The 22,046-nt window shown below is 71.5% G+C and carries 14 protein-coding genes; 9 read left to right on the top strand and 5 right to left on the bottom strand.

Going from position 1 to position 22,046, the window contains the following annotated elements; genetic code table 11:
* Positions 1-26: 26 nt before the first annotated feature.
* Positions 27-2,438 (bottom strand): glycoside hydrolase family 2 TIM barrel-domain containing protein, encoded by a 2,412-nt coding sequence (locus tag Q9S71_RS07280; RefSeq protein ID WP_311861451.1) that lies wholly within the window; start codon positions 2,436-2,438, stop codon positions 27-29.
* Entirely contained in the window at positions 2,435-3,106 is a 672-nt protein-coding gene (locus tag Q9S71_RS07275) for a TetR family transcriptional regulator (RefSeq protein WP_311861450.1), read from the bottom strand. Before Q9S71_RS07275 ends, Q9S71_RS07280 begins: the two co-directional genes overlap by 4 nt.
* 184 nt (positions 3,107-3,290) lie before the next feature.
* Between Q9S71_RS07275 and Q9S71_RS07270 the strand changes: the two genes are divergently transcribed.
* The 8 genes from Q9S71_RS07270 to Q9S71_RS07235 all read left to right on the top strand — a co-directional run bounded on the left by Q9S71_RS07270 (position 3,291) and on the right by Q9S71_RS07235 (position 16,747).
* Complete coding sequence (locus Q9S71_RS07270) at positions 3,291-4,823, top strand: ABC transporter substrate-binding protein (RefSeq protein ID WP_311861449.1); 1,533 nt, start codon at positions 3,291-3,293, stop codon at positions 4,821-4,823.
* 60 nt (positions 4,824-4,883) lie between these two features.
* Positions 4,884-5,825 (top strand): ABC transporter permease, encoded by a 942-nt coding sequence (locus tag Q9S71_RS07265; RefSeq protein ID WP_064003467.1) that lies wholly within the window; start codon positions 4,884-4,886, stop codon positions 5,823-5,825.
* The gene (locus tag Q9S71_RS07260; RefSeq protein ID WP_311861448.1) at positions 5,822-7,693 is read left to right on the top strand and encodes a dipeptide/oligopeptide/nickel ABC transporter permease/ATP-binding protein; all 1,872 of its coding nucleotides are present in this window, start codon (positions 5,822-5,824) and stop codon (positions 7,691-7,693) included. The genes Q9S71_RS07265 and Q9S71_RS07260 overlap by 4 nt, the downstream gene beginning before the upstream one ends.
* Complete coding sequence (locus tag Q9S71_RS07255) at positions 7,690-8,547, top strand: ATP-binding cassette domain-containing protein (RefSeq protein ID WP_311861447.1); 858 nt, start codon at positions 7,690-7,692, stop codon at positions 8,545-8,547. The genes Q9S71_RS07260 and Q9S71_RS07255 overlap by 4 nt, the downstream gene beginning before the upstream one ends.
* Before the next feature lie 69 nt (positions 8,548-8,616).
* Positions 8,617-11,043, top strand: coding sequence for a beta-glucosidase family protein (locus Q9S71_RS07250; RefSeq protein ID WP_311861446.1), 2,427 nt, complete (start codon positions 8,617-8,619; stop codon positions 11,041-11,043).
* Entirely contained in the window at positions 11,040-12,152 is a 1,113-nt protein-coding gene (locus Q9S71_RS07245) for a serine hydrolase domain-containing protein (protein ID WP_311861444.1), read from the top strand. The genes Q9S71_RS07250 and Q9S71_RS07245 overlap by 4 nt, the downstream gene beginning before the upstream one ends.
* Before the next feature lie 17 nt (positions 12,153-12,169).
* On the top strand, positions 12,170-14,956 hold the full coding sequence (locus tag Q9S71_RS07240; RefSeq protein WP_311861443.1) for an alpha-L-rhamnosidase: 2,787 nt from the start codon (positions 12,170-12,172) through the stop codon (positions 14,954-14,956).
* Positions 14,957-14,974: 18 nt separating this feature from the next.
* Positions 14,975-16,747: a DUF5605 domain-containing protein gene (locus tag Q9S71_RS07235; protein WP_311861441.1), complete on the top strand. Its 1,773-nt coding sequence runs from the start codon at positions 14,975-14,977 to the stop codon at positions 16,745-16,747.
* A gap of 160 nt (positions 16,748-16,907) precedes the next feature.
* On the opposite strand, the gene Q9S71_RS07230 is transcribed toward Q9S71_RS07235, so the two are convergent.
* The 3 genes from Q9S71_RS07230 to Q9S71_RS07220 all read right to left on the bottom strand — a co-directional run bounded on the left by Q9S71_RS07230 (position 16,908) and on the right by Q9S71_RS07220 (position 20,171).
* On the bottom strand, positions 16,908-17,483 hold the full coding sequence (locus Q9S71_RS07230; protein WP_311861440.1) for a TetR/AcrR family transcriptional regulator: 576 nt from the start codon (positions 17,481-17,483) through the stop codon (positions 16,908-16,910).
* Positions 17,476-19,335 (bottom strand): glycoside hydrolase family 3 protein, encoded by a 1,860-nt coding sequence (locus Q9S71_RS07225; protein WP_311861439.1) that lies wholly within the window; start codon positions 19,333-19,335, stop codon positions 17,476-17,478. Before Q9S71_RS07225 ends, Q9S71_RS07230 begins: the two co-directional genes overlap by 8 nt.
* Before the next feature lie 95 nt (positions 19,336-19,430).
* A complete protein-coding gene (locus Q9S71_RS07220; protein WP_311861438.1) occupies positions 19,431-20,171 on the bottom strand; it encodes a FadR/GntR family transcriptional regulator in 741 nt (246 codons plus the stop codon).
* Between the two features lie 117 nt (positions 20,172-20,288).
* Between Q9S71_RS07220 and Q9S71_RS07215 the strand changes: the two genes are divergently transcribed.
* On the top strand, positions 20,289-22,046 hold the full coding sequence (locus Q9S71_RS07215; protein WP_311861436.1) for a dihydroxyacetone kinase family protein: 1,758 nt from the start codon (positions 20,289-20,291) through the stop codon (positions 22,044-22,046).

Here is a 22,046-nt window from a genome sequence, read left to right as displayed (position 1 = left end):
TGTCGGGACCCCCGCGACGGCAGGGGTCAGACGCCGACGACCGAGGTCCTGACCTCGTCGTAGCCTTCCGCAGAGGCGTTGACCACGACCTCGCCCGGCCCGTCGACCCGGACGACGGCGAGCAGCCGCCCGTCGTAGGTCGCGTACGCCGACGCGCCGAACGACTCCTCGGTGCGGGCACGGCCCGAGCCGAGCCCCGCGAGGACACCCGGACCCGAGACCGCGACCTCGACCGGCACGTCGCGGTCGGCGACGGCGATGCCGTCGTCGTCCGCGAGGATGATCGTGACGAAAGCGAGCCCGCCCACCGCGACCTCGGCGCGTTCGGCGTGCGCCTGCAGGCGCGGGGTGCCGGCCGTGCGCAGGACGTGGCGACCGGTCACACGGCCGTCGCGGCGCGCGACGGCCACGAGCTCGCCGGGGCGGAACGCGGTCTCGAAGCGCGCGACAAACGCCTTCTCCGCGCCCACCGGCGCCGAGCCGAGGCTCTCGCCGTCGAGGAGCAGTTCGACCTCGTCGGCATCCGCGTACACGTCGACCGTGACGGGCGCGCCGGGTGCGGCATCCCAGCTCCACGTCGACACGGTGTCGGTCCACGACCACGGCGTCGTCGCGGTGGGGCGGCCGTGGTGCTGCGGGCGATGCACGGCGATGTAGGGGTCGGTCCGCAGGCCGTAGACGATCTCGCGGTAGTACGAGATGGTCCGCCGATATCCGGTGATGTCGAGGTCGCCCGACTCGGCGAGCCGGTACGGGAAGGGGCCCGCGGTGCCCGTGTCGGCGTAGCCGGGCTCGTCGGTGTAGTCGACGCGGCCGATGCCGGCCTCGCCCAGGTAGTCCCAGCCCGTCCAGGTGAAGTCGCCGATGACGTGCGGCAGCTCCTCGACGAGCCCCCACATGACGTCGATGCGCGCCGGGAAGGTTTCGGACCCGACGATGACGCGGTTCGGGTGGTCGACGGCATCCTGCCGGTACCGGGAGTCGGCGTAGTTGAAGCCGACGACGTCGAGCACCGCGGCGGACTCCTCGATCGACGCGCTCACGAGCGGCGAGGCGTTCATGAGCCCCATCTGGTCGCCCATGTTCGCCATCATCGTGTTGGCGTCCTCGACCTGCTCGCGGGCCTCGGCCATACGCGGCAGGTTGGCGATGATGCCGTTGATGCCGTTCGTCACGAAGCGGGTGGGATCCGCCGCGCGCACGGCTTCGGCGAGTCGCCGACTCCACGTCGACCCGATCGGTGTGCCGAGCTCGAGGATCTCATTCCCGATCGAGTACATGATGACGCTGGGGTGGTTGCGGTCCTTCTCGACCAGTGAGCGGATGTCGCGCTCCCAGCGCTCGGGGAAGGTGATCGTGGCGTCGAACGGCACCTTCGCCCGCGTCCAGGCGTCGGCGAGCTCGTCCATGACGAGCACACCGTGCCGGTCGCACGCGTCGAGCATCGCGCGGCTCATCGGATTGTGGGCGCTCCGCAGCGCGTTGAAGCCGGCCTCCTTCAGCAGGCGGACTCGCCGATCCTCGGCGTCGTCGTGCGTTGCCGCACCGAGCACGCCGTTGTCGTGATGCACGCAGGCGCCGCGCAGCGTCACCGGCAGCCCGTTGATGCGAAGGCCCCGCACGGGGTCGACCTGCAGGGTGCGGATGCCGAAGGTCGTCGACTCCCCGTCGAGAACCGCACCGGCGGCATCCGTCACGGTCGTCCGCGCGGCGTACAGGTGCGGGTGATCGGGGTGCCAGCGCGCCGGGGCGGCGACGGTGAGGCGAGCGCGGGCGACGGCATCCGTCCCGGGGAGAACGGTCACAGGAGACGTGCCGGAGGCGACCGTCTCGCCGTCGGGGGCCACGATCTCCCAGCGCACGCGCGTCTCGCGGGTGTGCCGTGCGGCGTTACGGACCGTCACGGCGACCTCGATCACGGCACGCTCGTCGTCGACGTCGGGCGTCGTGACGACCACGCCGTACGTCGGGATATGCACGGGGTCGGCCACGACGAGGTGGACGGGTCGGTAGATCCCGGCGCCGCTGTACCAGCGGCTGTCGCGGTGGGCGCGCGCTTCGACGGTCAAGCGGTTCGTCTCGCCGAAGCGGAGGTAGGGGTCGAGCTCGGCGGTGAACCCGGCGTAGCCGTTCGCCTCGTGGGTGACGACCTCGCCGTTCAGGAACACGACCGCATCGCGGTAGACCCCGTCGAACTCGAGCCGGACGGTCTTCTCCCGCCACGACTCGGGGACGTCGAGCTCGCGGGCGTACTCGAACGCCCCACCGGGGGTGTAGCCGGAGTGGACGCCCTGCACCTCGTCGACCGAGCGGGGCAGATCGCGCAGAGCGTCGTGCGGCAGGACGACCGGCACGGGTCCGCGACCCTCGGCGGGCGATTCGAACGGGCCGAGTTTGAAACCGGCGGTCCAACCGTCGTGGAACGGCGTGCGGGTCACGACGCAGCCTCGTCGACGTCGACCTCCGCGGGGACATCGGCATCCCAGTCGATGTCGGCGAAGGACATCAGGAGGGCTCGCAGCTCCTCGGCCATGTCGACGACCGAGCGGTCCAGCAACCACTGCACCTGCAGCCCGTCCATGAGGGCGATGATGGTCACCGCACCGCGGTGGGGAGTCATGCCGTGGCGCAGTCTGCCCTCGGCCTCAAGTCCGGTCAGCGCGCGCTCGATCGTCGAGCGCGTGAAGTCGTAGCGACGGACGAAGTACGCGTGCGCCGGGTGATCGGGCGCCGTCGCCTCGGCCGACAGGGTGGCGAACAGCTCGACGACGCCGGGGATCGAGCTGTTGATCGCAGCCAGCTCGACGAGGCCTCGCAAAACCGAGGCGCCGTCGTCAGAATTCGTGGGAACGACGGCCCGCGCGCGTTCGTCGCGCTCCTCGAGGACCGCTTCGAGCAGCGCGCTCTTGTTGCGGAAGTGGTGCAGGAGGCCCGCCTCGCTCATGCCCACGCGCACGGCGATCTCGCGCAGCGACCCGGCCCGGTAGCCGGAGCCCGAGAACACCTCGAGCGCGGCGTCGAGGATCGCCTGACGCGTCGCCTCGGTCTTGGCGTAGGTGCCGCGTCGGCGCCCCTGCGCCGTCGCGATGGTGTCCGTGTTCGTCATCCTCATCGATTCCTTGCAATCGCTCCCGTAAGCGATCGTTCGGGCTAGTTTGCACGGTTTGGTAACGAAAACCTAGCGATGACTAGATTTTTGTTTTGAAAACCTAGTCCTCGTTCGGATTTGCTGCTAGCGTCCGTCGGCAGAGCGATCCGCAGGGGTATCGCCACCCGAAATGAGGACAAAGATGTTCCGATGGAAGGCCACAGCAGCCGTCGCCGTCGTCGCAGCACTCGCACTGACCGGATGCGCCGGCGGCGGAGAGACGACGAACTCCAGCGGGGAGGGCGGGAAGGCTGACCGCCTGACCCTCATCTCGATCGCAGCCCCGACGAGCTACGACATCGGCGCCGGCGCCGAGTGGGGAAACCGCAGCGAATTCTTCGAGGCGGTCTTCGACACGCTGCTGCGCAAGGACTCCTCCGGCGAGATCCAGCCCAATCTCGCGACCGAGTGGTCATACAACGACGACAAGACCGTCCTCACCCTCACGCTCCGTGACGACGCGACCTTCACCGACGGCACCGCGGTCGATGCGGATGCGGTCGTCGGCAGCCTCGAGCGCTTCCGCGACGGCACCTCCCCGCAGGCGGCCACGCTCGCCGGCAAGGAGTTCGCCGCCGTCGACGCGACGACCGTCACCATCACGCAGGACGCTCCGGACCCGTCGCTCGAGAACCTCCTCTCGATCGCGCCCGGCCTCGTGCAGGCTCCTTCGAGCTTCGACGACGAGAACTCCGCGACCACTCCGGTCGGATCGGGCCCCTACATCCTCGACAGCGCGTCGAGCGTCACGGGCACGACGTACAACTACACGGCGAACCCCGACTACTGGAACAAGGACGCCGTCACCTACGAGAACCTGACGATCAACGTCATGGAGGACACCACCGCCATCCTCAACGCGGTCAAGGCGGGCGAGGCCAACGGCGCGAAGATCGCCGACAACAACACCATCTCCGAGGTCGAGGGCGCCGGCTGGACGATCGAGTCCAACGAGCTCGACTTCCAGGGCCTTCTCCTGCTCGACCGCGCCGGCACGATGGCGCCCGAGCTGGCCGACGTGAAGGTCCGTCAGGCGATCAACATGGCGTTCGACCGCGAGGCACTGCTGCAGTCGCTGCAGAGCGGCTACGGCACGGTGACCGAGCAGGTGTTCCCGGCCACGTCCGAGGCGTATGACGAGGCGCTCGACAGCACCTACCCCTACGACCCGGATGCCGCCAAGGCCCTCCTCGCCGAGGCCGGATACCCGAACGGGTTCACGCTGAACATGATGTCGACCCCGGCCTTCCAGCAGACGTTCGACCTCGTCGCGCAGCAGCTGGCGGACATCGGTATCACCGTGAAGTACACCGACCCCGGCACGGGCAACTTCATCACCGACATGCTCGCGCCGAAGTACCCGGCGACGTGGATGGCGCTGGAGCAGAACCCCGACTGGCAGCTCATCAACTTCATGATCGCGCCGAACGCCACGTTCAACCCATTCAAGTACCAGGACGACACCGTCGACGGCTACATCTCGACGATCCAGAACGGCTCGGAGGACGAGGCGACGACCGCCGTCAAGGAGCTCAACAAGTACATCGTCGACCAGGCCTGGTTCGCCCCGTTCTTCCGCGTCCAGGGCACGTTCGCCACCGACGCGAACACGAACCTGGAGTTCTGGCCGACCAACGCCTACCCGTCGATCTTCGACTTCTCGCCGAAGAACTGATCGATCCGGCAGGTGGCGGCGCCCGCGCCGCCACCTGCCGACCATCCCGGGAAGGTCATCATGCTGTCATTCATCATCCGACGCGTCGTGTCCGGCGTCGTCCTCGTGGCGGTCATCTCCGCCGTCGCCTTCCTCCTGCTCTATGCAGGCGGCGGCGACATCGCCCGCCGCATCCTCGGCGAGAACGCGACGGCCGAGACCGTCGCGAAGAAGACCGAGGAGCTGGGTCTGAACCGTCCGCTGCTCACGCAGTACACCGACTGGCTGATGTCGGCCGTCTCGGGCAACCTCGGCCGCAGCTGGTTCACCGGCGAACTCGTCAGCGTCAGCGTCGCGAACCGCCTCGCCGTCACGCTCTCGCTCGTCATCGGAGCAACCCTCATCTCGGCGGTCATCGCCATCGTGATCGGTGTGCTCGCGGCCCGCCGCGGCGGCGCGATCGACGGCACCGTCCAGTTCCTCTCGCTCGTCGGCTTCGCGGTGCCGGGCTTTCTCATCGCCCTGATCCTCGTGTCGATCTTCGCCGTCAACCTGCACTGGTTCAAGGCGACCGGATACGTGCCGATCGCTACTTCCTTCAGCGGCTGGATCGCCTCGGTGACCCTGCCGATCATCGCCCTGTCGATCGGGGCCATCGCGTCGGTCGCCGTGCAGGTGCGCGGGTCGGTCATCGACGCGACGTCCCGCGACTACGTCCGCACCCTCCGCGCCCGCGGCCTCAGCGAGCGCTCCGTCATCTACAAGCACGTTCTCCGCAACGCCGGCGGGCCTGCGCTCGCGGTCCTCGCCCTGCAGTTCGTCGGACTCCTCGGTGGCGCGGTCGTCGTGGAGCAGATCTTCTCGATCCCCGGCATGGGGCAGCTCAGCGTCCGCTCGACGTCGCTCGGCGACATCCCCGTCGTCATGGGGCTCGTGATCACGTTCGCGATCCTCGTCGTCGTCGTCAACCTCCTGATCGACCTCGCGCAGGCCGCTCTGAACCCGAAGGTGAGGCTCTCGTGAGCGAAGCAGCTCCCGTCACTCCCGTCCTGACGAACGCAGCTCCCGTGCGCATGAACCTCGCGCGTCGACTCCTGAAGCGACCCGTGGGCGTCGGCGCCGCCGTCTTCCTCCTGCTGATCGCCGTCCTCGCCGTGATCGGCGGCGCGATCGCACCGCTCGACCCGACCTATGCCGACATCCGAGCCGTCCTCGCGCCGCCCAGTGCCGAGCACCTGCTCGGCACTGACGGCAGCGGACGCGACGTCTGGTCGCGCCTGCTCTTCGCGACGCAGACGAGCGTGCTCGCCGCGCTGCTGGCCGTCGCCGTGGCGATCGTCATCGGCGTCGTCAGCGGTCTGATCGCCGGCTACTACCAGGGCTGGTTCAACACGGTCGCCACCTGGGTCACCGAACTGAACATGGCCCTCCCCGGCATCGTCGTCCTGCTCGCCGCCCGCGCCGTGGTGGGGCCGTCGGTCTGGACCGCGATGTTCATCTTCGGCATCCTGCTCGCCCCGTCGTTCTTCCGGCTCGTCTACGCCGCTGTCACCGCCGTGCGCGGTGAGCTGTACGTCGACGCGGCGCGGGTGTCCGGGCTCAGCGACACCCGCATCATCGGCCGCCACGTCCTGTCGGTCGTGCGGGCACCGATCATCATCCAGGCGGCGATCATCGCCGGCATCGCCCTCGCGATCCAGTCGGGACTCGAGTTCCTCGGCCTCGGCGATGTCAACACGCCGACGTGGGGCTCGATGCTCACCGACGGATTCAAGAACATCGCCCGCACACCGTTCCTGCTCATCTGGCCGTCGCTCGCGATCGCTCTGACCTGTATCGCGCTGACCCTGCTGGCCAACGTCATGCGCGACGAGCTCGAGCGCACCGTCTCGGTCCGCCGCAAGCGCCGCCGGGCCGTCACCACGGCCACGGGCTCGGTCGCGGCCGTCACCACGTCGGTGTCGACGAGCGGCGGCGAGCCCATCGAGGATCCGGACGAGCTCCCCGTCATCGAGAACCAGGGCGTCATCCGGCACGCGGAGGATGCCCGCAGCAAGGCGACCGAGAAGGTGCTCGAGGTCCGCGACCTGCGGGTCGGCTACGACCAGCCCGACGGCTCGCATATCGAGGTCGTCCACGGCGTCTCGCTCGACATCCGCAAGGGCGAGGTGCACGGCCTCATCGGCGAGTCCGGCTCGGGCAAGACCCAGACCGCCTTCGCCGTGCTCGGGCTCCTCCCCCGAGGCGGCCACGTCACGGGCGGCTCGATCCTCTACGAAGGCACTGAGCTCGCTGCTGCATCGGAGCGCACGTACGCGGGCATCCGCGGCAAGCGCATCGGCTACATCCCGCAGGAGCCGATGAGCAACCTCGACCCGTCGTTCACGATCGGCAGCCAGCTCGTCGAACCGCTGCGCAAGCACCTCGGACTGTCGAAGAAGGACGCGACGGAGCGCTCGCTGGACCTGCTGGCGCGGGTCGGGATCCCGCAGCCCAAGCGGACGTTCGACGCCTACCCCTTCGAGGTCTCGGGCGGTATGGCGCAGCGCGTGCTCATCGCCGGCGCGGTCTCGACCGACCCCGACCTGATCGTGGCGGACGAACCGACCACCGCGCTCGACGTGACGGTGCAGGCCGAGGTCCTCGACCTGCTGCGCGACCTGCAGGCCGAGCGCAACATGGCCATGCTGCTCGTCACGCACAACTTCGGTGTCGTCGCCGACCTCTGCGACCGCGTCACGGTCATGCAGAACGGTGTGTTCGTCGAGCAGGGTCCGGTGCGCAGCATCTTCCACCAGGCACGCCACCCGTACACCCAGGCGCTTCTGGACGCGATCCTCGACGAGGGTCCCGCCCGGGCGCCGCTGGCCGCGAAGGGAGCACGGGCATGACCGCTCCGCTGCTCGAGGTGAAGGACCTCGTCGTCGAATACCCCGGCAAAGGATTCCGCGCCGAACCGTTCCGGGCGCTGAAAGGCGTCTCGCTCGACATCCTGCCGGGGGAGACCGTCGGTCTCGTGGGCGAGTCCGGATCCGGCAAGACGACCCTCGGCCGCGCCGCCCTGGGGCTCGCGCCGGTCACCGGCGGGACGATCACGTACGACGGCCGCGACATCTCACACCTGTCGCGGCGGCAGCGCCGGTCGCTGACCTCCGAGATCCAGGTGGTGTTCCAGGACCCGTATTCGTCGCTCAACCCGTCGATGACGATCGAGGAGATCCTCACCGAGCCGCTGACCGCGGCAGGGGTGGCGAAGAACACCGCCCGCACCCGCGTGCGCGACCTGCTCGACCAGGTGGGACTGCCGACGGATGCTCGGAGCCGGCTCCCCCGCGAGTTCTCGGGCGGTCAGCGCCAGCGCGTCGCCATCGCCCGGGCGCTCGCGCTCGAGCCGAGGCTCATCGTCTGCGACGAGCCGGTCTCGGCGCTCGACCTGTCGACACAGGCGCGGGTGCTGGACCTCTTCATCGAGATCCAGGAGCGCACCGGCGTGGCCTACCTCTTCGTGACGCACGACCTCGCCGTCGTCCGCCACGTGAGCCACCGCGTCGCCGTCATGTACCGCGGCGAGATCGTCGAGTACGGCGACGGCGACCGCGTGACCTCCGAACCCGAGCACCCCTACACGCAGCGCCTCTTCATGGCAGCCCCCGTGCCCGATCCCGACAAGCAGGAGGAGCGCCGCGCCGCGCGCAAGGCGTTCCTCGCTTCGGAGGCCGGCTCGTCCGTCGCCGGCGCCGCCTGATCGGATGCCGGCGCGCGGACGCTCGTGCGCCGGCATCCCCCACCTCCTCTTCTACTGCAAGGAACCACTGTGACTGACACGACGACGTCGACCGCGTCCACCGACCACCTCCGCCCCCTCCTCGAGAAGCTCTCGCTCGAGGAGAAGGCGGCCCTCGTCCAGGGCGCGGATTTCTGGACGACGGTGCCGCTGCCCGAGATCGGGCTGCGGGCGATGACCCTGTCGGACGGTCCCGCCGGTGTCCGCGGCCCCCGCTGGGACGAGCGCGACCCGTCGCTCAACATGCCGTCGGGGTCGGCACTCGCCGCATCCTGGGACGTCGATCTCGCCCACCGCTACGGCGCCGCTGCCGCCGCCGAGGCCCGCCGCAAGGGTGTCGATGTCGTCCTCGGTCCGACCATCAACCTGCACCGCTCGCCGCTGGGCGGCCGCCACTTCGAGTGCTTCTCCGAGGACCCCGAGCTCTCGGCAGGCCTCGGCGCCGCCTACGTGCGCGGCCTGCAGGACAACGGCGTCGCCGCCACCCCCAAGCACTACGTCGCGAACGACTCCGAGACCGACCGCTTCACCGTCGACGTCCAGGTCGACGAGCGCACGCTGCGGGAGCTCTACCTCGCGCCGTTCGAGCGCACCGTCGAGGCCGGGACCTGGAGCATCATGAGCTCCTACAACTCGGTCGACGGCGTCACGATGACCGAGAACGACCTGCTCGAGACGCCGCTCAACAGCGAGTGGGGCTTCGACGGCGTCGTGATCAGCGACTGGACCGCCGTGCGCTCGCTGGACGCCGTCCCCGCCGCGCAGGACCTCGCCATGCCCGGGCCGGCACCGGCCTGGGCGGATCTCGCCGACGCCGTGCGCGACGGCCGGCTCGACGAGGCCGATCTGGACCGCAAGGTGCTGCGGATGCTGCTGCTCGCCGAGCGCGTCGGCGCACTCGCCGGCCACGAGGCGGTCGAGCCGGCCGCGGTCGACGGCGTCGCCTTCGTCCGCGAGGCCGCCGTGGAAGGCTCCGTTCTCCTGCGCAACGAGGGCGTGCTGCCTCTGGACGCCGGCGCGCTCCGCCGCGTCGCGGTGATCGGCCAGAACGCCCGCGACGCCCGCACGCAGGGTGGTGGTTCGGCCACGGTCCTTCCCGAGCGCACCGTCTCGCCGCTCGACGGCATCCGCGAGGCGCTTCGGGGGGCCGACGTGGTCTACGAGATCGGCGCGGTCGTCCAGGAGGGCGTCGCCGAGCTCGACCTCGACCGCATGACGAACCCGGCGACAGGCGAATCCGGCCTGCGGGTCACCTTCCTCGGCGACGACGGCGAGGTCCTGTTCACCGAGGACCGCCGCTCGAGCGCCCTCGTCTGGTTCGGCGGTGACGCTCCGATCGCCGCGAGCCGCACGGTCGTGTTCGAGACCCGGTACACCCCGGAGTCCACCGGCGACGTCGAGCTCGGGTTCGCCGGCGCGAACCCCGGACGGCTGCTGGTGAACGGCGACCTGTTGCTGGACGACTCGCCCGTGATCGAGGGAACGGACCTCGGCGCCGCCTTCCTCAACCCGCCTTCGCTCACCGCCACCGTCGCGGTGCAGGAGGGGACCCCGATCGACGTGCGGGTCGAGTTCGACCGCGCCGACATGGGTGCACTGTCGGGTGCGATGTCGGCCACCGTCGGGATCGCCCCCGAGCGCACCGACCCCGCCGAGCTCATCGCCCGGGCCGTCGAGGCGGCGACCGCCGCCGAGGTGGCCGTCGTGGTCGTCGGCACCAACGCGAAGGTCGAGTCCGAGGGGTACGACCGCACCGACCTCGACCTGCCGGGCCGCCAGGACGACCTCGTCCGCGCCGTCGCCGCGACCGGCACCCCGGTGGTCGTCGTCGTGAACGCAGGATCGCCCGTCGTCCTCCCCTGGGCGGACGAGGTCGCCGCTATCCTGCAGGGCTACTTCGGCGGGCAGGAGTTCGGGCACGCCGTCGCCGACATCCTCACCGGCGCCGCCGAGCCCGGCGGGCGCCTCCCCACCACGTGGCCCGCGGCCCTCGCCGACGTGCCGGTGACGCAGGTCACGCCCGACGAGGGCATCCTCCGCTACACCGAGGGCATCCACATCGGCTACCGTGCGTGGCTACGCTCGGGCGCCGAGCCGGCGTACGCCTTCGGCCACGGACTGGGCTACACGACCTGGGACTGGGAGTCCGCGACCCGTCAGGGCGACACCCTCGAGGTGACCGTCCGCAACACCGGCGCGCGCGCCGGCAAGCAGGTCGTGCAGGTCTACGCCGAGCGCGCCGACTCGTCCGTCGAGCGTCCGGTGCGGTGGCTCGTGGGCCACGCCGTCGTCCGAGCGGATGCCGGGGCCACCGCGACGGCATCCGTCTCCCTCCCGTCACGCCGGTTCGCGCACTGGGCGGACGGCTGGGTCGTCGAGCCCGGCACCTTCACGCTCCGGGTGGGAGCATCGGTGGCGGACCTGCCTCTCGAGCTCGAGTGGGAGGCGGGCGCGTGAGCCTGCTCGAGGGGACGGTCGACGACCGCCTCGCGGGGATCGCCGAGCGTCTCGACGGCTGGCTGCAGACCGACCCCGACCTGTCGTTCCAGGTCGCGGCGTACCACCGGGGTGACCTCGTCCTCGACGCGTGGGGAGGTCCCCATCTCGGGCGGGACTCGGTCATGGTGCCGTACTCGGTGACGAAGAACACGATCGGCCTGTCGGTGGGCCTGCTCGTCGAACGCGGCGAACTGGACCTCGACGAGCGCGTGTCGACGTACTGGCCCGAGTTCGCCGCCAAGGGCAAGGGCGCCGTCACCGTGCGTCAGCTGCTCTCGCACCAGGCTGGTCTGCCGCAGGCCGACACGAACCTCACGTGGGACGAGCTGCTGGACCACCATGCGGCTGCGGCGCGGCTGGCGGACTCGACGCCGTTCTGGCATCCGGGGAGCGCCTTCGGCTACCACGCCATCACGATCGGCAACCTCGGCGACGAGCTCGTGTACCGCGTCACCGGCCGAACGCTCCACGAGTTCTACGAGCAGGAGATCCGCGCGCCGCACGGCATCGACTTCCACCTCGGCCTCCCCGCCGAGCTCGAGGACCGGCGCACGGACGTCCTCCCGATGATCCGGCCGGTGTCGGACACGCTGGTCCGTGAGTACTCGGCGCTCGGGCCGCTCGTCTTCGGATCCATGAGCGGCGACGTCGACCTGGGCAACTCCCCCCGCAGCTGGCGCTATGGTCACCCGGGCGGCAGTGGCACCGGAACCGCGCGCGGCCTCGCCCGGCTGATGGCCGCCGCCGTCACGGGCGTCGACGGCAGCGAGCCCTTCCTCAGCGCCGACACCGTGTCAAGGATCGGGCAGCAGCAGATCCGCGGCTACGACGAGGTGCTGCACCAGCACGACCGCGCCCACGCGATCGTCTTCCAGAAGCCGTCGCAGCAGCTCGCCTTCGGCGGTCCGCGCTCATTCGGCCACGATGGTGCGGCCGGAGCGCTCGCATGCGTCGACCCCGACACCGGCGTCGCCTTCGCCTGGACCATCGCGCGCGGGCCCTGGCCCGGTGGCGCAGATCCGCGTGCCGTCGCCCTCGCCGCCGAGCTCGGCCGCTTCCTCTCCTGACCCCGACCGGAGACCCCGTGCCCCCTGCATCCCGCATCGCCTCCTTCCGCGCGGAGCTGCGCGACGACAGCCCGTTCGTCGCCACGCCCTCGCCCCGGCTGAGCTGGACGGTCGACACCGCCGAGCCCGACTGGATGCAGGCGGCGGCCGAGGCCGACGACGGCACCGGCATCATCGCGTTGACCGGCGAGGACAGCGCCCTGGTCGCCTGGCCCTTCACGCCGCTGGCCGCTGGGGAGCGGCGCGAGGTCCGCGTGCGCGCACAGGCGGCATCCGGTACATGGACGACCTGGTCGGAGCCGCTCGTGGTCGCGGCGGGCTTCCTCACCCCCGGCGAGTGGGTCGCCCAGCCTGTCGGGCTGGCCGAACCCGACCGTGACGCTCAGCCGACGGTGGTGCGCACCCGCTTCCGACTGGGACGACCGGTGTCACGTGCGCTGCTGTTCTGGACGGCGCTGGGTGTCGCTGAGCCCGAGGTGAACGGCACCCCCGTGTCGGAGGATGTGCTCTCACCCGGCTGGACGGCGTACCGCGACCGGCTCGTGCACGAGACCGTCGACGTCACGGCACTCGTCCAGGAGGGCGAGAACGTGCTCTCTGCGACGCTCGCGGGCGCCTGGTACACCGAGAAGTACGGCTTCTTCGCCTTCGCCGATCGGCTCTACGGGACGCAACCGTCGTTCCTGGCCCAGCTGCGGGTGACGTTCGACGACGGCACCACCACGACGGTGGCGGCGACCGGCGACGGCTGGGAGGCCGCCGCCGACGGACCGGTCGTCGACAGCGGCATCTATGCGGGCGAGCACCAGGATCTGCGACGCGAGATCACGGGGTTCTCCCCCGTCCGCGTGGGCGCCGCTGCGAAGCCCGGCTACGAGGACGTCCCCGCGCCCGAGGCGCGCATCGCCCCACCCGTGCGCCGGATCGAGACCCTGCCGGTCGTCGAGACCCTCGCCGCGCCGTCCGGGGGCACGATCCTCGACCTCGGGCAGAACCTCGTCGGCCGCCTGCGCGTGCGCGTGCGCGGCGCCGCGGGAACCCGCGTGACCATCCGTCACGCCGAAGTGCTCGAGGACGGCGAGCTCGCGCTCCGGCCGCTGCGCAACGCGGCGGCGACCGCGACGTTCGAGCTCTCCGGCGGCGAGGACGTGCTCGAATCCCGCTTCACCTTCTACGGCTTCCGGTACGCGCAAATCACGGGCGCGGAGGTGGACCCCGCCGACGTCGAGGCCGTCGTGCTCCACACCGACATGACGCGGACCGGGTGGTTCGCGGCATCCGATCCGCTCATCGACCGGCTGCACGAGAACGTCGTGTGGGGCATGCGCGGCAACTTCCTCTCGATCCCGACCGACTGCCCGCAGCGCGATGAGCGCCTCGGCTGGACGGGCGACCTGCAGGTGTTCGCACCGACGGCATCCTTCCTCTACGACAGCGCAGGGTTCCTGACCTCCTGGCTGCGCGACCTCGCGCACGAGCAGGCCCGCAACGACGGATCGGTTCCCGTGGTCGTGCCCTCCGCCCTGGGCGGGTTCACCGGAGGCGGTGCCTCCCCCGCCGCCTGGGGCGACGCGGCCACCGTGGTGCCGACCGTGATGCACGAGCGCTTCGGCGACCGCGACATCCTCGCCGCACAGTACGAGAGCATGCGCGCGTGGGTGGATGCCGTGGGGCGCGACGCCGGCGAGGGCGGGCTCTGGGCCGGCCGCATGCAGCTGGGCGACTGGCTCGACCCCTCGGCACCGCCCGACAAGCCCGGACAGGCCAAGGTCGACAGCGACATCGTCGCCTCCGCGTACTACGCGCGGTCGCTGCGCCAGGTCGCCGAGGCCGCGCGCCTGCTGGGGCTGGAGACGGATGCCGCGCACTACGGCACGCTCGCCGAGCGCAGCCGGCGGGCCTTCGTCGACGAGTACGTCACGCCCGCCGGGCGCATGATGAGCGACGCGCCCACCGCGTACGCGCTCGCACTGGAGTTCGACCTCGTGACCGATCCCGCCGTGCGCGCGGCGCTCGCCGACCGCCTCGCCGCCCTCGTGCGCGAGGGCGGGTATCGAATCGGGACGGGATTCGTCGGTACGCCCCTCGTCGCCGACGCGCTGACCCAGGGCGGCCACCTCGACGCGGCCGAACGTCTGCTCACGCAAACCGAGTGCCCGTCGTGGCTGTACCCCGTGACGCAGGAGGCCACGACCGTCTGGGAGCGATGGGACTCCCTGCTGCCGGACGGCAGCGTCAACCCGGGCGAGATGACCTCGTTCAACCACTACGCGCTCGGCGCGGTCGCCGACTGGCTGCACCGGACGGTCGCGGGGCTCGCCCCCGCCGCGCCGGGGTACCGACGGCTGCGGATCGCGCCGCAGCCGCTCGAGAGCCTGTCGTCCGCCTCAGCGCGCCACCTCACGCCCTACGGCGAGGCGTCCGTGGCGTGGCGCCGGGACGGCCACGAGATCGTCGTGACCGCCGTCGTGCCCGCCAACACGCGCGCCGAGGTCGCGATCCCCGGCGCCCCGGACGAGGTCGGTTCGGGCAGCCACGAGTGGCGCTTCCCCGCACCCGCGACCCCGGCACGTCCACCGCTCGACGGCCTGCACGCGTCGCTCGCCGACGTCATCGACGACCCGCGCGCGTACGCCGCCCTCATCGACACGATCGCCGCGGTCGATCCGGATCGGGCGCAGGCGATCCGATCCGAGACCCGCTGGGGCGCCGGACGTCCCGTCACGACCGCGCTCATGTTCACCCCGCCCGACCTGCTCGCGTCCGTCGACGACGCGATCCGGCGGGCCACGGCATCCGCCTGACCCCTCCGAGGAGACACCATGTTCGACCGCGCCAGCACCTTCGGAGAGGCCCTCGACGATCCCGACGCCCGCGTCATTCTGGAGCGGTACCTCCCGGGGGTAGCCGCCTCGCCCATGGCGACGCAGTTCCGCGGCGGCCGCCTCGGCCAGCTCGTCGCGATCGTCCCTGCCCTCGAGGACCTCGAGGTGCGCGAGCAGTTCTTCGCCGCGCTCGCCGCGGTCGGGTCCGGGGCGGGTCGTCCGCCGTACGCGCCGGCGATCGCCCCCGACCCCGCGTACGAGGGAGACGACGTCGCGCGGGCGTCGGCGGCCGTCACGCTGCCCGAGCCGACGCCGCTGTGGGATCCGCTCGAGCTGCGCTTCGCAGGACCCTCGCACGGCAACCCGTTCGTCGACGTCGAGCTCGACGCGGTCTTCCGGCGCGGCGGCGACGAGATCCGGGTCGGCGGCTTCTACGACGGCGACGGCGTGTACGTGATCCGCGCACTGGCCGACGCCGTCGGCACCTGGACCTTCGAGACGCGCTCCACGGCGCGCTCGCTCGACGGTCTCACCGGTTCGGTCGAAGTCACCGGCGCGCGCGACGGCTCGCACGGTCCGGTGCGGGTCGACGGCTTCCACTTCCGGCACGCCGACGGCACACGGCACCGCCCGATCGGCACGACGGCGTACGCCTGGACCCACCAGCCCGAGGAGCTGCAGGAGAAGACGCTCGAGACGCTCACCGAGGCACCGTTCGCGAAGCTGCGCATGTGCGTCTTCCCGAAGTCGTACCTCTACAACGCGAACGAGCCGGCCGACTTCCCCTTCGTCGGCAGCCTCGGGGACGGTTTCGACCACACCCGCTTCGACCCGGGGCACTTCCGCCGACTGGAGAAGCGGATCGGGGAGCTGGCGGCCCTCGGCATCCAGGCCGACCTCATCCTCTTCCACGCGTACGACCGCTGGGGATTCGCCGACCTCGGCCCCGCCGTCGACGAGCGGTACGTCCGCTACGTCGTGCGGCGCCTGTCCGGCTTCGCGAACGTCTGGTGGTCGATGGCGAACGAGTACGACCTGCTGTGGTCGAAGGACCTCGACGACTGGGAACGCCTCGCGGCGATCGTCGGTGAAGAGGATGCCTTCGGTCACCTCAACTCGATCCACAACTGCCGGCCCGTCTACGACTACGCGAAGCCGTGGATCACGCACGTCAGCATCCAGCGCGTCGACGTCTACCGCACCGCCGAGAACACCGACCAGTGGCGCGAGGAGTGGGGCAAGCCCGTCGTCATCGACGAGTGCGCCTACGAGGGCGACATCGACCAGGGCTGGGGCAACATCACCGGGGAGGAGATGGTGCGCCGGTTCTGGGAGGGCGCCGTGCGCGGCGGCTACGTCGGCCACGGCGAGACCTACTACCCGCCCGCCCTCGAGGGCGCGGCATCCGTCGGCGACGACGACGAGGTCCTCTGGTGGTCGAAGGGCGGCGCGCTGCACGGTTCGTCCCCCTCGCGGATCGGATTCCTCGAGCACCTGCAGTCGCAGGCGCCCGACGGCGTGTGGGACCCGCTGCCGAGTGACTGGGACGTCCCCTGGGGCGGCGTCCCCGGCCGCCTCAAGGTCGCCTACTTCGGTTTCAACCGGCCGCGGTTCCGCAACGTCATCCTCGATGAGGGCGAGTGGCGCGTCGAGGTCATCGACACCTGGAACACCACGATCGACGAGCTGCCGGGAACGTATCGCGGTCAGGTGCGCGTCGACCTGCCGGGGCGCCAGTTCATGGCGATCCGCGTGACGCGGGTGGGGTGAGTCGGGCGGAGTCTTCCACCCGCCGCCGTTCCGGATTCAGTCTCCCCGGCGATCGATGCTTCGGGCCCGCCCGTGTTTCCGCGGCGGACCACGAGCGGATGACGCACGGGAACTGGATACGGAACGTCGGCCCCGCCTGCGTGTTCGGGTGACCCCGGGTTCAGTCCGCCCGGCTGAGCCGTTCCCAGGTCCAGGCGAGGATCTCGGCGATGTCGATCGACGGGTCGACGCCCTGTTGCAGCTGCAGGCCGTCCGACAGGGCGAGCAGCACGGTCGCGGCGGTGTCTGCATCCACCCCCGCCGGCATCCCGCCGACCTCCTGCCGTGCACGGACATCAGCCGCGACGACGGCGTGCACGCTCCGCTGACGCTCCTCGAAGAAGGCGCGGGCGGGGTGATCGGGAGCGGATGCCGCGACCTGCAGGTTCGTGTACAGGTGCACGAGCGCGGGCGTCTCGGCGTTGCGTCGCGCGACCCGCACCGACGGCGGCTCGTCGCCGTCCTGTTCGGCGAGCGCCTCGCGGGTCGCGGCGTCGCGCTGGCGCAGCACCTCGACGAGCAGGTTCTCCTTCGTGCCGAAGTGGTGGAGCATGCCGGCCTGCGTCATCCCGACCTCGGCGGCGATGTCGCGGAGCGACGTCGAGCCGAACCCGCGCCGCCCGATGACCTCGAGCGCCGTCTGCAGGATGAGTTCCCGACTCTCCCGGCCCTGGGCTGAGGTGCGCCGCTCACGCATCCGTCGTCACCACGAGGGAGGGGGTGCCGGCCTCGTAAACCGGGTCGACCGTGCCGCCGGGGACATCGGAGTGCCCGGCGAGGACCGCCGCCTCGTCGCGCGGGACCTCGAACGGCAGGCGACCCGCGGCGGGCACCCGGCCGGTGAGCACGTCGAGCAGCGCCTCGTCCGACGCGCCGAACGTCGCGACCACGGCGTGGGCGTGCGCGGCGACGGGCGCGAGCAGCGCGGGCCGCTCGAGGTGCACCGCGACGACGGTCGGCGCCGCGGCGGCGACCTCCGCGACGCCCGCCACGACTGCGTCGTCGAACGCCAGCGAACCGGCGTGGAAGTGCGCCTCGAGCATGAACTCGTCGCGCGGCTCGAACGGCGGCTGCAGCCGCAGCACGCTGACGTCGGCACCCGCGGCATACGGGGCCGGCACCAGCCCCGCCGCACGGATCGCGTCGTCCGAGACCTGCGGCGCGTGCACCGCGGTACCGGGCCGCAGCGGCAGGACGGATGCCGCCTCGCCCGCCCCGCCCGGGAGGATCACTGTCGACCGGGACTGCGCGCGGTCGCCCGCTGCCCGAAACTCGGCGCTGCCGACGATCTCGCCCGCGGCATCCTCGTCGATGAACGGGTCGTCGAACAGGCCGAGCTCGAACTTGACGGTCAGCAGCCGCGCGACCGAAACGTCGAGCCGCGACTCGGGCACGGCGCCCGAGCGCACGAGCTCGATCACGAGGGCGGGGTCGTCCTCGCCGCCGAACTGGTCGACACCCGCGTCGAGGGCCTTGCGCACCCGCTCGATCTCGCTGAGGTGCTCCACGCCCCACGACCGCGGCGGCAGCACCTTGCCCATCAGACGGGACTCGGTGATGAGCCCCCAGTCGGTGCAGACGACACCCGTGAAGCCGAGCTTCTCGCGCAGCAGTCCGGTGATGATCTGGTGGTTGAAGCCGAAGGCGACCTCCTCGACGGGGTCGCCTTCGAGGACGACGCCCCGCGGGATCCCGTACGACGGCATGATCGCCGAGACGCCCCGGTCGATGACCCGGCGGAACGGCTCGAGGTGGTACTCGAACATGCCGCCCGGGTACACCTGGTCGGTGCCGTACGGGAAGTGCGGGTCCTCGCCGTCCTTCTCGGGCCCGCCGCCCGGGAAGTGCTTGGCCATGCACGCGACGCTCGCCGCCGTCAGCCGGTCGCCCTCGAACCCGTCGACGTAGGCGACACCCAGGCGTCCCACGAGGTCGGCATCCTGTCCGAACGTGCCGTACTGGCGCGGCCAGCGCGGCTCGGTCGCGACGTCGAGCATCGGGTGCAGGGCCGAGCGGATGCCGACGGCCAGGTACTCCTGCCGCGCGATGTCGGCGAACTCCCGCACGAACCCCGGGTCGGCCAGCGCGCCGAGGCCGAGCGGCTCGGGCCACGCCGAGAGGTGGCCGGCGGTGAACGACGCGCCGACGTTCTCGGTGAACGAGTGTCGCGGATCGGTCGAGATGGTGACCGGGATGCCGTGGCCCGACGCGGCTGCCACGCGCTGCAGCCCGTTCACCCACCGCGCCATCGCCCGAGGGTCGGGGATCTGGTGGATGTTCAGGTGCGTGACGTGCATGCCCTCGACGAACTCCTGCGCCGAGGTGCGACCGGGCATCATGGACGGCCCGTCGACCTCGCCGTCGGTCGTCGTCGGGACGATCGTCTGGATCATGAGCCCCGCCTTCTCCTCGAGCGAGAGGCGCGACACGAGGTCGGCGACCCGCTCGGCGACGGGCAGACGCGGGTCCTCGTACGGGTCCATCACGCCGTTGCGGTTGAGGTCGCGGTAACGCGTGCCGTCGGGGGCGGTGGAAAGGGATGCGGTCACTGCGGTCTCCTGCGACGTCGTCGTGGCGGGCGGGAACCGGCGCGGTCCCGACGTCGAAAGACTAAATAACGTTCAGTGGTTTGCGCAATGACGGATCAGGCGTCCCCCGACGACCCCGCGAGGCGTGCGGCGGCGGTCGCCATGTGCACGGCCATCGCCGAGGCCGCGGCATCCTCGTCCCTCGCCTCGACGGCCCGGAAGACGGCGTCGTGCTCGGCGACGGCGAGACGCGCGGCGTCGGCGTCGTGGACGGCGCGATCGGCGTAGACCTGCAGCAGCGAGCGGACGACGTGCAGCAGGTCGACGAGCGCGTCGTTGCCCGCCGCGCGGGCGAGCGCGTCGTGGAAGGCCGCATCCGCTCGGGCGAAGGCCGCCAGGTCCGTGCCAGCCCCGCGCATCCGGTCGAGGGATGCCGCGAGGCGGGCGATGTCGGCACCGTCGGCGCGCGATGCCGCGAGGCGCGCGCAGTAGATCTCGAGTCCCGAGCGGACATCGAGCAGATCGTCGGTGCTGCGGCGTCCGATGAGCAGCCCCCAGCGGAGGGTCTGCGGCAGCAGGTCGCTCGCCGTGCCGCGCAGGTAGGTCCCGGATCCGGGGCGGACGTCGACGATGCCGAGGATCTCGAGTGCTGCGAGCGCCTCTCGCACGGCGGAGCGGCCGACACCGAGGGTCAGCGAGAGCTGCCGCTCGGGGGGAAGCCGCGTGCCGGGCTCGATCTCCCCGCTCGTGAAGAGATCCATGAGCCGCCGCGCGACCTCGGAGACGGGGGTGCCCGACGGCAGAGCACCGAGGGCGGCCGTGATCTCGGCGGAGCGGTCGGACGGGTATGCGGGCACGGCTTCAACATACGGGAGCGGACGACGGATGCCGAGACGCCGGCCCTTGCAATTGGTCAACCGGTTGTGCACAATGGCGAACGGACACCCCTTTCGCGACCCGAGGAGCAGCACGCGATGACGCGCCTGTGGAACGACCCGGCCGACTTCGCCGACGAGATGATCGACGGCTTCGTCGCCGCGAACGGTCGCTACGTCGAGCGCGTCACGGGCGGCGTCGTCCGCAGCACCCGCGTCCCCGACGGCCAGGTCGCCGTCGTGATCGGCGGCGGATCGGGGCACTACCCCGCCTTCGGCGGGCTCGTCGGCCCGGGCCTCGCCCACGGCGCGGCGATGGGCAACCTCTTCGCCTCGCCCTCGACACAGCAGGTCCACGCCGTCGCGCACGCGGCGCACGCCGGCGGCGGCGTGCTGCTCACCTACGGCAACTACGCGGGGGACGTCCTCAACTTCGACGCCGCCCAGGAGAGACTGCGCGCCGAGGGCATCGACTGCGAGACCGTCGTCGTGACCGATGACATCGCGAGCGCCGGTCCCGACGAACGCGAGCGTCGCCGCGGCATCGCCGGCGACCTCACCGTCTTCCGCGCCACGGCCGGTGCTGCCGCGGCGGGCTACGACCTCGCGGGTGTCGCCCGCGTGGGGCGGCTCGCGAACGAGCGCACCCGCTCCTTCGGCGTCGCGTTCACGGGCTGCACGCTTCCCGGGGCCGAGGCACCGCTCTTCTCCGTGCCCGACGGACGCATGGCCGTGGGCCTCGGCATCCACGGCGAACCCGGCATCGACGAGACCGACATCCCTACCGCCGACGGTCTCGCCGACATGCTCGTCGAGCGACTGCTCACCGAGCTCCCGGACGGCGCCGACGGCCGCGTCGTCCCTCTGCTGAACGGTCTCGGGTCGTTGAAGCACGAGGAGCTCTTCGTCGTCTACCGCCGCGTGGCCGCACTGCTCGCGCAGGCCGAGCTCGAGATCGTCGACCCGCACGTCGGCGAGTACTGCACGAGCTTCGACATGGCCGGCACCTCGCTCACCCTCTTCTGGCTCGATGACGAACTCGCCGACCTGTGGGAGACCCCGGTCGACACCCCCGCGTACCGGCGCGGCGCTGTCGCGGCCGCCGAACGGCGGGATCCCGCCCGCACCGACCCGTCCGCCGCGGCCGGCGAGATCGCCGGGGATGCGGCATCCGTCCTGCTCGCGGCGACCGTCGTGGCCGCCCTCGACACCATCGCGCGGACGATCGAGGAGAACGTCGACGAGCTCGGTCGCATCGACGCCGTCGCGGGCGACGGGGATCACGGCATCGGGATGCAGCGTGGTTCCCGCGCCGCGGTCGGTGCCGCTCGGCTCGCCGCCGCGGCGGGTGCGGGAGCTGCGACCACCCTCGCGCGCGCCGCAGACGCCTGGTCGGACCGGGCCGGGGGGACTTCCGGCGCCCTGTGGGGGCTGCTCCTGGCCGAGCTCGCCTACCGCCTGGGCGACGCCGGGCGCCCCGACGCCGCCCGCATCGCCGACGGGGTCGCGGCCGGCGTCGGCGCCGTGATCGCACACGGCAAGGCCGAACCCGGCGACAAGACGATGGTCGACGCTCTCCTGCCCTTCACCGAGACGCTCACCCGCGAGGTCGCGGCGGGGGCGCGACTGGCGGATGCCTGGCGCACGGCCGCGAGATCGGCGACCGCAGCGGCGGCCACCACCGCGGACCTCCTCCCGCGGAAGGGACGCGCCCGCACGCACGGCGCGCACGCCGTCGGCACCGTCGACGCCGGCGCGCACTCCTTCGCGCTCATCGTTTCGGCGGTCGGCGAGGCCCTCGCCGCCGCCCCCGTCATCAGCCGGTCGGCGACGCCCGACTCCCCCGAGAGGATCTGA

It is taken from the genome of Microbacterium gawkjiense (genome assembly GCF_031932225.1).
GTDB classification, from domain to species: domain Bacteria; phylum Actinomycetota; class Actinomycetes; order Actinomycetales; family Microbacteriaceae; genus Microbacterium; species Microbacterium gawkjiense.
The sequence above is the reverse complement of the archived record's forward strand: the minus strand, read 5'-3'. Positions and strand labels throughout refer to the sequence as shown.